Origin of the sequence: Prevotella merdae (assembly GCF_900290275.1) — a bacterium.
GTDB classification, from domain to species: Bacteria; Bacteroidota; Bacteroidia; order Bacteroidales; family Bacteroidaceae; genus Prevotella; species Prevotella merdae.
This window is the reverse complement of record NZ_LT985326.1, coordinates 1-12,193: the sequence shown is the minus strand read 5'-3', so window position 1 is coordinate 12,193 and position 12,193 is coordinate 1. Positions and strand designations below refer to the sequence as shown.

The 12,193-nt window shown below is 48.2% G+C and carries 11 protein-coding genes and 2 pseudogenes; 4 read left to right on the top strand and 9 right to left on the bottom strand.

Translation table 11 applies throughout. The features are described from left to right. The 4 genes from C9991_RS14000 to C9991_RS13985 are packed head-to-tail and all read left to right on the top strand — an operon-like array spanning window position 1 to window position 1,115. Window positions 1-258: a DUF8466 domain-containing protein gene (locus C9991_RS14000; protein WP_004291531.1), complete on the top strand. Its 258-nt coding sequence runs from the start codon at window positions 1-3 to the stop codon at window positions 256-258. Window positions 259-277: 19 nt separating this feature from the next. Continuing rightward, complete coding sequence (locus C9991_RS13995) at window positions 278-511, top strand: DUF3873 domain-containing protein (protein ID WP_004304291.1); 234 nt, start codon at window positions 278-280, stop codon at window positions 509-511. Continuing rightward, window positions 508-753, top strand: a complete 246-nt coding sequence (locus tag C9991_RS13990) for a DUF6956 domain-containing protein (protein WP_004291529.1) — start codon at window positions 508-510, stop codon at window positions 751-753. Before C9991_RS13995 ends, C9991_RS13990 begins: the two co-directional genes overlap by 4 nt. Before the next feature lie 53 nt (window positions 754-806). Beyond that, window positions 807-1,115, top strand: a complete 309-nt coding sequence (locus C9991_RS13985; RefSeq protein ID WP_004304290.1) for a hypothetical protein — start codon at window positions 807-809, stop codon at window positions 1,113-1,115. A 33-nt stretch (window positions 1,116-1,148) separates the two neighbouring features. Here the strand turns inward: C9991_RS13985 and C9991_RS17310 are convergent, their stop codons facing one another. From C9991_RS17310 to C9991_RS13940, 9 genes and pseudogenes are all read right to left on the bottom strand, one after another. Continuing rightward, a complete protein-coding gene (locus C9991_RS17310; protein WP_004291527.1) occupies window positions 1,149-1,538 on the bottom strand; it encodes a hypothetical protein in 390 nt (129 codons plus the stop codon). 64 nt (window positions 1,539-1,602) lie between these two features. Then, a complete protein-coding gene (locus C9991_RS13975) occupies window positions 1,603-2,130 on the bottom strand; it encodes a glycoside hydrolase family protein (protein WP_004291526.1) in 528 nt (175 codons plus the stop codon). Continuing rightward, window positions 2,127-2,630: a DUF3872 domain-containing protein gene (locus tag C9991_RS13970; RefSeq protein ID WP_004291525.1), complete on the bottom strand. Its 504-nt coding sequence runs from the start codon at window positions 2,628-2,630 to the stop codon at window positions 2,127-2,129. The genes C9991_RS13975 and C9991_RS13970 overlap by 4 nt, the downstream gene beginning before the upstream one ends. Then, window positions 2,627-3,529 carry a DUF8464 domain-containing protein gene (locus C9991_RS13965; RefSeq protein WP_004291524.1) on the bottom strand — a complete coding sequence of 301 codons (903 nt, stop codon included), beginning with the start codon at window positions 3,527-3,529 and terminating at the stop codon, window positions 2,627-2,629. Before C9991_RS13965 ends, C9991_RS13970 begins: the two co-directional genes overlap by 4 nt. Window positions 3,530-3,536: 7 nt before the next feature. Continuing rightward, the gene (locus C9991_RS13960) at window positions 3,537-4,112 is read right to left on the bottom strand and encodes a conjugal transfer protein TraO (RefSeq protein WP_106813143.1); all 576 of its coding nucleotides are present in this window, start codon (window positions 4,110-4,112) and stop codon (window positions 3,537-3,539) included. A 2-nt stretch (window positions 4,113-4,114) separates the two neighbouring features. Continuing rightward, window positions 4,115-4,573 (bottom strand): annotated as a pseudogene (traN, locus tag C9991_RS13955) (conjugative transposon protein TraN); the annotation flags it as partial. After that, window positions 4,557-6,272, bottom strand: a pseudogene (locus tag C9991_RS13950) (sensor histidine kinase); the annotation flags it as partial. The pseudogenes traN and C9991_RS13950, both read right to left, overlap by 17 nt. Beyond that, on the bottom strand, window positions 6,272-8,197 hold the full coding sequence (gene tet(Q) / locus C9991_RS13945) for a tetracycline resistance ribosomal protection protein Tet(Q) (protein ID WP_106813142.1): 1,926 nt from the start codon (window positions 8,195-8,197) through the stop codon (window positions 6,272-6,274). The pseudogene C9991_RS13950 and the gene tet(Q), both read right to left, overlap by 1 nt. Window positions 8,198-8,856: 659 nt before the next feature. Next, window positions 8,857-12,193, bottom strand: a 3,337-nt coding sequence (locus C9991_RS13940; protein WP_255414807.1) for a helicase-like domain-containing protein, incomplete at its 5' end; no start/stop codon positions are given.

Genomic DNA, 12,193 nt, shown 5'->3' with positions numbered 1-12,193 from the left:
ATGGAAGTAAGAATTGAAAGTATGATTTGTGTGTGGGATGATGCAATCCCCACGATGTTCCTTGAATTTGTGAACCTCCTCACTCTCACAACGAGTGAGGGGGAATTGAGAAAGAGCGTAAAGGAGTTTGCCGAGAAGCACGAACTTGACAAGTTTTTCCTTTACGGCTTCGGCTCACACCATTTCTACCTGCACCAACGCTACACAAGCAACCCCGAAATGGTGATGAAGAACAGAGTTCTGTCAGTACATTTTTAACCATCTAAAAAGCAACATTATGACAACACGAATGACCATCAACGGAGTAAGCACCTGCGCGGAAGCAGGTACGGAGAAATACGAGCGTTTCCAATCGGGTATCGGAAGACGCAGGCGGACACTTGTGCAGTACGACTACCGCCACCCCATAGACAGAGAATTGTTCTCTTGTGTCAAACCCACGTTGGACGAGTGCCGAGCCGCACGGGACAAGTGGCTGAACGCAAAGAAGGGAAAGGAGGACAGACTATGAACACGACCTATCAAACGCTGATAGTCAAGTTCAGCGAACCTATCACGGCATTGGACGGTATCTTTGACGATACCGGAGCGTGGGGAACGGACACCCTCAAGGGGTGGATAGATGATTACGAAAGCACACGTTTCACCGCCACCGACAGCCATACGGCAGTCATCACGAGCGAGTACAATATGGAATGTGTGAAAGAGTGGCTACAACGGCAGACCCCCATTTCCGAAATGCGAGAATTTTGAACGGGATGGCGGTGTCCGCACCGCCAATACTTAAAACCCTAAAAACAAAAGATATGATAGCCAAGACGATATTACAGCAGATAGGCGGAAAACGCTTCACCGCCATGACAGGTAGCCGTGATTTCATAGATATGGGCAACGGCTTACGGATGAGCCTTGCAAGGAACAAAACAAGTGCCAACCGCCTTGACATCATCTATGACGAAGGGGCAGACCTCTACAATATGCGCTTCTACCGCAGGACGTTCAGCAAAAAGACCTTTGAGTGCAAGACAAAGGACATTGCCGTACACGAGGGTATCTATTTTGATATGCTGGAGGAAATGTTCACGATGGTGACGGGACTTTACACACGCTTTTGAGTGGCGGGGCGGCGAGAGCCGCCCTACTTTCTTTCAGTGAGCATGATGGCGGACAAAGAAAGTAGCAAAGAAACCTTTGTCCAATCTGCGATAACTAAAAAATCCGCAAGTAAAACTTGCGGAGGCTATATATTGGGTCGTTATTTTTTGGTGGAGGGGAATGATAATCTCGAACCGTTGAACTACACATTTCTGCTTCGTCTCCATTTCCCCCAACGATTTGATACGTTCAATCATTTTTGTTGTTCCTTTCTGAATTTTCCTAAATACTTTCTTCATAATTTCGCTATACTTTTTATGGTTAATAACTATGTTTTGTATTGCTCTCACAACACTTACAACTTGAAGTGTTATTTGGAAACCGATAGGCAAAAATGGCTCAACGATGTCAATTAACGAGAAAATCCTACGATAATCTATCAAGTGATAGAGCAAAAGACGTGCCAAGTTAAATATGGCACGTCTTTTGCCAGTTTTGTCAGTCCTTTTATGGGATATACAACAGCGCAAACTCCGCCTTTCTCCGTTTGAGCAGCATGGCGTGGCGTTTTCCTTTGTAGTTGCAGAAGGCTATATACTCACGGTAGATGTTCCTGTCACCAGCTTCCAGCTTCTTGATTAAGGTGCTTTTGGGGATTGTTTTGCTGCCTAACAGCTTCGCCGGTCCCACATTGTAAGCTAACGTGCCAAGCAAAATCGAATCAACCCCGAATTTACGGAACATGGCGACAAATTTGCGCAGGTCTTTCCGCAAAAGTTCATCCGCATCCCGTTTTGTCATGGTTCGTGCCGAATACTTCTCGTTTGGCAAAAGTTTGTGACCCCAACCGACGTATGGGTAGTGTTTTTCTGAGTGCCAGCCTTCAAAGTAGCGGCAGCATAAAAAAGCACGTTCCATAAGCGGCAGTCGGTAGATTGCCGCCTGCCCGTCCGTTCCCTCTTGGCGGCTGATCTGCGCGGACACAGAACAGACCGTCAGAAGTGAACAGAGCATTGTCATGAATACACGCATCATTTCAACAAGGGGCTGAAGTTGCCGATGGGAACGATGGTAAGATCGTCGTCCTTTACATTCCTGTTGTTGAAGTCAAATTCCAGTTCGTAGGAGTTGCTAAAGTTATCCTCCACCACCACGATGAAATTATGCGCCTCATCACCCGCCGCCGTGTAGTACAGGCGGAATTTTTCGTTCTCCAGCAGGTAGCGGTCGTTAGGCAGGAAGGTGATGCCGTTATCCATTTTGAGCGAGCCTTCCCCCTCGAACTGGAAATAGCGGATGGTATAGAGCGTACCCGAAAAGTCGCCCTCCTTTTTCAGTTCACAGCGGATTTCCACTGTCTGCCCCTTTACTACCTTGTTCGGCACGGGCATGACCTCCACCGTGAAGGGATAGGACTGCTGGATGTCCATGTCATCGTCACATGACACGAGGGTGAATGACATGGCGGCTATCAGGCATAACGCCACTGCCTTGAATATTGATGTTCTCTTGTTTCTGTTGTTCAGTATGTTCATTGTTCTTCGATTTTTAGATGGTTGTTTTTCTGTTTTTTCGTTGTCAGTTGCAGGTACTCGTTCAAGTCCTTGCAACCGTCATAGAGGGAGGAACGGTCGGTGACACGTTCCCCGTATCGCATGGTAAGTGCGGCAAGCGTCCGCCGTCCGGCTTCGTCACGGTCGAGGAAGCAGCCGATGCGCCCGTATCCGTCCAGCAATCCCGCCGCCTTCTCCACGTTGGCGACTGAGTTCAGCACAAGACAGTCAGCGTTACCGGTTACACCAAGCGTCACGGCAGAGAGAAAGTCCATGAAGCCCTCGAACACGAGGCACTCGTCAGCCGGGATGTCATTCGCCTTTACCAGTGATACAGACTTCGGAGGTATGCAACCCTTGAAATATCGGCTTCTGACTTCATAGCCACCTGCCATGTTCGGAAAGCCAACGGCAAAATACCGTTTCCCACGCACACCGTAGTTCAAGCGGCAGCAGTGACGGGATGCGATGGCGTAAGGGATGCCCCGTTCCTCTAAATACTCCGTCAGCAGTGAGCGGAGCAGCGGAGCGACCTCCACATCCTCAAAAACGGATTCGGTCGGCTTCGAGAGATAGACGGGCTTTTCCCATCCGGCAACCGTCATATTGGCGGCTTCCGCTATGAACTTCGCTTGCTTCATGAAGTCATCGCTTTGCAGAAACTCCCCGGCAAGCGTGAAGATGTCGCCGCCCTTGCCCAAACCGAAGTCGTACCAGAGCTGTTTCGCCACGTTCACACGGAAAGAGGATGTGCGCTCGCCCCTGTACGGGGCAAGATACCACAGCTCGTTACCGCTCCTTCTGACAGGCTCATGCCCCAGCCGTGCGAGAAAATCCGCAAGCGGCATCCTTCTGACAGCATCTATTTCCGTCCTTTCCATGCCCGTGTCAGTTGATGATGAACTTGATACCGACCCCGAACTGCGTGTGGAACTTCCGTGTGTCGCCCCCCCAAAGGCAACGCTCCCGCAGGTGGGCAAGCAGGGCGATACGGTCTGCCACGTAACACTCCACATCGAGCGTCAGCGCACCGCCGTAGATGAAGGCGTCCCGGTCGTGCAGCGTGGAGCCGTCATGCAGCACCTTCTTCCCCCAATTTACCGCCTCATATCCGGCGAGAGCCGAAGCCCCGGCATAGACGAAAACAATCTTTCGGGCGTCCGACAGTATCTTGAAGTAATAGCCGCCCTCCGCCGTGAACTGCGCCACGGGTATCTTGGTGTCCTTGTAGGGATTGTTCTTCAACAGGTATTCGCCACCGAACACCCACTTGTTCCCCTTCTTCGTGTAGGTGGAGAGAGCCGCCCCGAAGCTGTACCCGCCGTCCTTGCCGCCGAGATTGAAGCCGTCCGCCATGTCCGCCCTCACCTCGATGCCCTGCATCTTCGGCAGACACCGCTGGGCGTGCGCCTGCCCTGTAAAAAGGGCAAGCGACGCGATGATTATTGCGATGTACTTTCTCATGGTCAGCGTACTTGAAGTTCGTTGATGGTACCCGCGCGTACCAAATCCTCGTTCTCAATCACGAAGGACTGGTGACGGCCGCCGTTCTTCTCGTTCAATTCCACCACGAGGCACTTGTCATCGGGGATGGTGAACTTCGCCATCGTGAAGACCGTGCGCTCGCTCTTTTTGCCCGGCACGAGGGTGGCGTAGTTCTGCGCGCGGAGCGGCAGAATAATCTGCTCCTGCACGGCAGTACGCTTCGCAACCTTCTTGTCCACGATTTTCCAAGTGATGTAGTCCACATCGAAAGGCACGTTGCTCTGGTTCTTTATCTCCGTGTGGAAATAAAGCAAGCCGTTGTGCGTGTAGATGCCTTTCAACAGGTATTGGATGCCGAAACGCTTGCAGCCGATATGCTTCACCTCGCGCTTGTTCTGTTTGTGGATGGACTTCATGATAAGGCGCACCAGCATCGGTGCAAGTGTCGCAGTGTATTCCTTCTTGGGAATACATCTCTTTCAGCATCAGAAGTAATACCTCATCATTGTCAATGGCGACAACATCATGGAATTTATTGTTATGATAAACAGGTGTATTGCTTGTATATCCAAGCTGTTCTTCAGCTTCCTGCATAGAAATTTCAACTGTGAAACGACTGCCTTTCCCTTTCTTGCTGTCTAAACGGATTGTTCCGCCAAGCATCGACACAATATTACGCATTATGGCAAGCCCAAGCCCGAAACCCTCCTTTGCGGCGGCATTTGATAGACGTTCAAACGCACCGAACGCTTGTTTCTGTTCCTCTTCTGTCATGCCTGTACCTGTATCTTCAACGACCAGTGTCAGAACTCCATTATCATATTCAGTAATCAAAGAAACACCGCCTTCTTCTGTGAACTTGACAGCGTTTGACAGCAGGTTATTCCCGATTTGTATTATTCGCTCTTTGTCGGTCAATACAATGGCATCGTGTCCAGTCTTCACGGACAAGGACAGCCCTTTGTTCACGGCAACAGGCATGAACTCCGTTTCAAGTGTGTGCGTGATTGCTGAAATCCGGCAGGGTGACAGACGGGGCTGTTCCTTGCCGTTGTCCAGGCGGAAGAAGTCAAGCAAAGTGTTGAGCATATCCCGCATACGGTCGGAGGATTGCAGTATATTTTGGATATATTGCCCATTATTACCGCTATTGCATTCTTTCCGCAAAAGTTCGGTATAGCCGGTTATTGCCGTCAGTGGTGTACGCAACTCATGGATAATAGTATGTACCGCTTTCTTTCGGGAGGTTATGAGTACCTCATTTTGTTGCACGGACTGTTCCAATTGCTCGATCAAATCCGTTGTCTTGCGTTTGTATCGTTTAATGTTCTTTGCATCACGGTGTATGATGATATCGGAAATGACCAACAGCAAAAGAACAAATCCCCTCAAGCCGCCTATCTGCATAAATGATTTTTTACGCATGGCTGTTATCTCGCTTTCTCTATTTTGTAAATCAGATTGTACCTTCTTTTCGATTTGGCAAATCAATCCTTGCAGTTGTCTGTTAAGTTCTGCATTACGGGCAGCAAGACTATCGGCTTGTTCTGACAATCGACGGCTCTGCGCTTTCTGTTCGTTGACCATGTTTCTATTGGATGAACGGAGCGTAGTCGTTGTTGTCGTTGGCTTCGTTCCCTCTTTTTTGCCGAAGATGCTCAAGAAACCTTTTCGTTTTGGCTTTTTGGACTGTTCCTGCACACTTTTCTGCACAATAACCGGAATTTGATTGGCTATCTTCTTGTTAATAGATTGTTGTTCATCCATTAACCGGACTATCTGGAACATCTGTCGTTCCTTATCCTCTAAAAGACTGCGCACACTATCGATGCGCTCTGCTGGATAGGTGGCCTTGAAACGGCAGAGCATACTGTCCATTGCCATACGCCGTGCATGGTAATGCTCGATATCTTTATCGTTCCATTCCAGTATTGTTTCACCCAATAGAGAAAATTTTATCATTTGAATATTGATATTGTTTATTTCTTTTCGGAGCTCGTCTATTTTTTTATTGCCAAGTTCTAATGCTTCTATCTCCTGCCATTCATAGAGGCTATTATATGCCATACATCCGATAAGAATGGAGATAAGTATATATCCCAACCGTATTGCCTTATAGAAATTTCCTGACCGCTCCATTATTTTGATGACATTGATTTTTGGAACATGAATAAAAGTTTATCTTTTTCGTTCATGCGGATATTATCAGAATAACCGTCTTTTGTTATTTGATACCCACATGGCTTAACCATAAAAATGCCTAAGCCCTTAGTGTACGAACTTACTTCTGAGGCATAGTCTTTACTTGTATTTAATGGAACTTTCCCTTTAATATGACACCACTCATTATTACAACTGATGTCTTCAATCTCAGACATCATTTTTTGCAAATCTGTAATAGCTTTGGAACTCGCTACTTGGGGTATCTGCAACTCAAAATAGAGCATCGGTTCGAGGATGTCCACACCTGACTGTTGCAAGGCCAGCCTGAAGACATAAGGGGTCAGCTGTCTGAAATCAGCAGGTGTACTTACCGGGCTATAATACTCGGCTTGAGTAAAAGTTACTTTCAGATCAGTCACTTCCCATCCATGTAAACCAGATTGGCAAGACATACGAATCCCTTCAAAAACGGCATTTTGAAAAGAATGGTTCAGATAACCATAGGAGATGTCACTTTCGATTTGCAACCCTGTCCCTAACGGTAAGGGTTCAATAGTCAGCCCTATTGTGGCCCAATAAGGGTTGGGCGGCACTTCGATCTGAATAATCTTATTCACCTTTTTTATAGGTCGTTCTTTGTAGATAGTCTTGATCTCATCAAAATGGACCTTGACGGAAAATCGTTCTTCCAGCAATGTCTGTATGATTTCCTTTTGTGTCAAACCATATAACGAGATTTCCAATTCATCACTATATGAGTTTATGGAAAAGGACAAAGACGGGTCTTCAATCCACAATGTATTCAGAGCGGATATCACCTTGCTTCTCTCTTCGGGCCTGTCTGGCCGGACGGAGGATTTGAGAGCGGGATGCTGACGAGATAACCCTTGAATCAAACAAGGTTTAGCACCTAAATAATCTCCGATTCGAAAATCTTCCATATCTTCTACAATCGCGATATCATTGGCCCCCACTTCATCAACATTTATCTCTCTGCCCTGATAAATAGTCTTTAGATTTTTAATCTTGATGAATTTTTCCGAATCGTTGATTCTTACAATGTCTCGAAGTCTCAGACTTCCGTCAATTATTTTTAGAAAACTTCTTTTATGTCCTTTGGGGTCATGCTCTATCTTATAGAGATAAGCTGAAAGTCTGTTTGAGACTGATTCTGGAGGAAGTATAAAAGAAGAGATGGCGTCCAACAACTCATTGATACCGATATTGAACATTGCTGATCCATGTAGCACCGGATAGACTTTGGCTTTTGCCACAAGAGCGATTATCGTATTCCAATAATCAGCCGGTGAAATTTCGCTATCCGCCAAATATCGTTCTAATATATCGTCGTCATGGTTGCATACAAATTCTTTGTATTCTTCCTTTATATATGTTTGGGAGCAAACCGGATAAACCGATCCATCGACAACAGTTTGCATAAACAGGACATCTTGCGACAGATTTGTTTTTATATCCATATACAAACGCTCCAAATTCACACCGGCACGGTCAATCTTATTGATAAATATAATTGTCGGGATTTGCAGCTTTTGTAAAGTACTGAACAGCAACTTTGTTTGCGCTTGTATGCCTTCCTTTGCGGATAAGATGAGGACTGCTCCATCAAGCATTTTGAATGTCCGCTCCACTTCCGCAATAAAATCCATGTGTCCCGGAGTGTCAATGATATTGCATTTCACTCCATTCCAGATAATAGATGTCGTAGAAGCCCGGACAGTAATTCCTCTACGTTTCTCTATATCCATAGAGTCCGTTATGGTGTCACCATTATCCACACGGCCGCACTTTTCCGTTGCTCCACTGGCAAACAGCAGATTCTCGGTTACGGAAGTTTTTCCTGCATCAATGTGAGCAAGAATTCCTAAATTTATAATATTCATTTGGATTAAGCAATAATATACTACAATAGATGCATTGTCGAAATGCACCTTTTAATACCTCCTCGTAGCATGTGAGAACTACAGGATTACTAACTCGTATTAATATGTATATTATTACTGCCGCATAACGATTACAAAATTACACAAAAAAAATATATCTAACAAAAGTGGGAGGATTTTTTAACTTTTTTTAGCATAGACATTTTATTAGGGAAGCGTAGGTTCAACTGGCAAGTACAAATAAGTAGAAATGTTTGAACAACACCGTTTTAGGAAGTTGAAAAATCAAGTTTCTCTCTCGGTATAACGTTTATTTTGGCCAATATCTTCTTTAGTTTGGCATTTGAGTATTTCCCATTCGTGTTCTATTTAGCTCCTTATTATGAGTATGTAGCAAGTTGCTTATCAAATTCAGCCTCTTTGAGGGTCAAATATGGTTTTGCAAATGGTGACTGACAAGACATAAACAAGGTCAGCAGGATTTTTTACATAAATGAACATGAATGTATATAACCTAAAATAAGAATAAATTTTAATAAGGGCTGCCCAAAAAGAAAAAAATGCAGTTGCCATCCTACAGATACTTGCAGAAAGGATAAAATTTACTTTTAGACCTTTTGGGATAGCCCTTATTAATACTTCAGATAAAATTCCTTAGGTTATATTTTCAATCCTTTGGACCGGGTTTCCTCCTTGGCATACAGTCCCGGACGCCCGATTATGACATGGTTGGCAACGATACTATCCGCCGGACTGCGTATCTGCGGCGGTGCATTTTCGGGATATTGCGCCTGCCTGTTCCTCACATCTTCCGCTTCCGGCTTGAGCTGTTGCCCTTCATTCTCCTTTTCTGCGACTTCGGGCGTGGGTGGCGCAAGCTCCAGCTGAATTTTTCGGTCAAGGGCGGCAAGTTCGGACTTCAACTGCTTCAGCTCGTCCTCCTTCTTCCACACCTTACCCGCTATCTCCTGTAACTGCGGTATCTCCATCTCCAGCACCTCGTTCTTCGCCTTGTACTGGTCGATGATGGAGGGTATCCTCTCCATCGCGTTGAGGAAGTTGCGGGCGGCGGCCAACGGGTCAGCCATCGCCAGATGCCCGTTGTTGTAGGTGTACTTGTAGTTCCCCTCGACCACGAAGCGGTTGTCGGTGAACTCCAATCCCTCTTTGAGTATCCTTTCGCTCACCACCTTTATCGGAAAACCGTAAAGTTCACCGACCTGCGTGTACAACCCTCCGGTCGTGGCATTCTTGGCTATCTCCTGCAAACGCTTTCCGATGACCTTCTCATCGGCGGAATCCACTCCGTCCACCTTTATTATATTAAGGCGGTTGCCCTCCTTGTCGGTCTGCACCACCGACAGGAAGCGGTTCCAGTCCTCCGTCATGGCATCTATGAAAGCCGTGTTGTTGCGCAACTCGCCGGTCTTTGACTCCAGCTTGAACTCCGAATCACGCTTGCCCTTGTTGAACGACTTGCGTTCCCCTTCGAGCGATGCGATCCGCTTCTCCAGTTTCGCCTTATCCAAAAGGTCGGTGTTGCCGGATAACAACGCCATGTATTCCGAGAAGTTCATGCCCGATTTCTCGTCCATTGCCCCCTCGTCGATGGTACGCGCACCCATCGCACCGCTTTTGAGCTGCGAGATGAAAGTTTGCTTGCAGTGCAGGAGGTTGAACTTGTAGCTGTCCAGTGACTTCTCCACCGCGTAGATGATTACATCCACGTTGTTCCCGGCGAAATGCTTGGCAATCTCATTTCCTGCCCTAACTCCGCGTCCGTCACGCTGTTGCAGGTCGGATGGCCGCCACGGTGTGTCCAAATGATGGATTGCCACACACCTTTTCTGCGCATTCACACCCGTTCCGAGCATGGAGGTGGAGCCGAACAGCACACGCACCGTTCCGGCATTCATGGCGTCTATCACCGCCTTCCGCGCCTTGTCGGTCTTGCACTCCTGAATGAAGCGCACCTCGCTTGGCGGTATGCCGTAGTCCTCCGTCAGCTTGCGCTTGATTTCCGAATAGACGTTCCACCCATCGCCCGGCTGATATGTCCCCAAGTCCGAGAAAACGAACTGCGTTCCCTTTTGCGCGTCGTATTTTTGGTAATATTCCGCGATCATCTTGGCACAGTGGCTCGCCTTGTTGTCGGGATGGTCTTCATAATTCGGGTCTATCATGCGCATGTCGAGTGCCATTTTCCGGGCATAGTCCGTGGCGATAAGCATCTTCGCCTTTTCTTCCGTTTCCGAAAGCGGCAGCCTGCCCAACAGGGTGGCATCGCCCGTCTTGGCGAACTGCATCAGCTTCTGAATGAAGTCCTCCTGCTCCGGCGTGGGCGGTATGTGGTGCAGTATCTCGTTCTTGGCGGGGCGGTCAACGCCCACATCCTCCGCCGTTCGGTAGTCCGTAATCTCATTATAGAAGGCGGCAAGCTCCGGCACTTTGATGAAGTATCGGAAACGCTCCTTCTGCACCACGTTGTTCGTCACGTTGAACTCAAAATCCGTCGTCTTCTTGGCGAATATCGCCGCCCAAGCGTCGAAACACCGGATATCCTGCCGTTCCAGCTCCTTCGGGCGCAGGTACTTGAACAGCAGATACAATTCAGTCAGCGAGTTGCTGATGGTCGTGCCGGAGAGGAACGTAGCTCCCAAATCTTTGCCCGTGCGCTCCTGTATGGTGCGTATGGCAAAGAGCATGTTCAACGCCTTCTGGCTTCCCTCGCTGTTTCCCAGCCCCGCCACACGGTCGTGTCGTGTATTGAAAGTCAGATTTTTGAACTGGTGGCTCTCATCTATGAAGATGTGGTCGATGCCCATCTGCTTGAAATCCACCACGTCGTCCGTGCGTGACTTTATGGCGTGTTCCACCTTCTCCAGCTTCGCTTCAAGGTTGTGCTTGCGCTTCTCCAATCCTTTCAGCATCGCCCGCGACACGTTCTTTCCCTGCTGCCGTAGCACTTCGAGGTTTTCCTCCACCGTGTCAAGCTCTGCTTGCAGGATGCGCTGCTGCAATTCCGGCGACTGCGGTATCTTGCCGAACTGGTCGTGCGACATGATGACGCAATCGTAGTCGTTGTTCTTTATATTATTGAAGAAGCGCACACGGTTAGCGGTCGAAAAGTCCTTCTCCGAAGCGTACAGAATACGTGCGTTGGGATATGCCGCCTGATAGGTGGCTGCAATCTCCGCAACGTTGGCTTTCAGCCCGATAATCATCGGCTTGTGTGCCAAATTCAGACGCTTCATCTCATGCGCGGCGATGCACATTATCAGCGTCTTACCGGTTCCCACCTCGTGGTCGCAAATTCCGCCGCCGTTCTGTTTCAACATCCAGACGCAATCCATCTGTGAGGGATAGACGCTCTTGATACCCCGGCTTGCCAGCCCTTTCAGGTTGAGGTCGGGAAAGGTCTGATGGGAGCCGTCGTAGCGCGGGCGCACGAAACAGTTGAACTTGCGGTTATACATCGTCACAAGCCGCTCCTTGAACTGCGGCGACTGCTCTTCGAGCCATTCGGAGAAGCCGTTTCGTATCTCGTCAATCTTGGCGTTGGCGAGTTGTATTCCCTCGCTGTCGCGCATCTTGATGTCGTTGCCATGCTCGTCCTTGCCGATGGACTTCATCATGTCAGGGCAGGTGTTGTGCAGGGCGTGTTTTAGGAGGTGCATACCGTCATAGTTCCGGTAATACCCCTTCACCAGAAACTCGTCCGTGATTTTCATGGTGCGGTAGCCGCACACCACCGAAAACTCGTCCATGCTTGCGGAATAGGCGATTTTCACCTCCGTGTCGAACAGCCGGCTCATGTAGGCGGCATAGACACCCGTCGGAATCCAGCGTTCCCCGAAATTGAAGTCCAGATCCTCGAAGGCGATGCGCTGCGGCTCGGCATCTTTCAGAGCCTCCAACGCCTGCTTCACCTCCGGCATACGCTCATTTTCGGGATTGTCACCCATCCATGCCTCTATGCGTTCCGCTTTCTCTATG

Excerpts from the sequence above, each read along its gene's own strand:
- C9991_RS14000 (WP_004291531.1), top strand. The coding sequence starts at position 1 with ATGGAAGTAAGAATTGAAAGTATGATTTGTGTGTGGGATGATGCAATC.
- C9991_RS13995 (WP_004304291.1), top strand. The coding sequence starts at position 278 with ATGACAACACGAATGACCATCAACGGAGTAAGCACCTGCGCGGAAGCA.
- C9991_RS13990 (WP_004291529.1), top strand. The coding sequence starts at position 508 with ATGAACACGACCTATCAAACGCTGATAGTCAAGTTCAGCGAACCTATC.
- C9991_RS13985 (WP_004304290.1), top strand. The coding sequence starts at position 807 with ATGATAGCCAAGACGATATTACAGCAGATAGGCGGAAAACGCTTCACC.
- C9991_RS13975 (WP_004291526.1), bottom strand. The coding sequence starts at position 2,130 with ATGATGCGTGTATTCATGACAATGCTCTGTTCACTTCTGACGGTCTGT.
- C9991_RS13970 (WP_004291525.1), bottom strand. The coding sequence starts at position 2,630 with ATGAACATACTGAACAACAGAAACAAGAGAACATCAATATTCAAGGCA.
- C9991_RS13965 (WP_004291524.1), bottom strand. The coding sequence starts at position 3,529 with ATGGAAAGGACGGAAATAGATGCTGTCAGAAGGATGCCGCTTGCGGAT.
- C9991_RS13960 (WP_106813143.1), bottom strand. The coding sequence starts at position 4,112 with ATGAGAAAGTACATCGCAATAATCATCGCGTCGCTTGCCCTTTTTACA.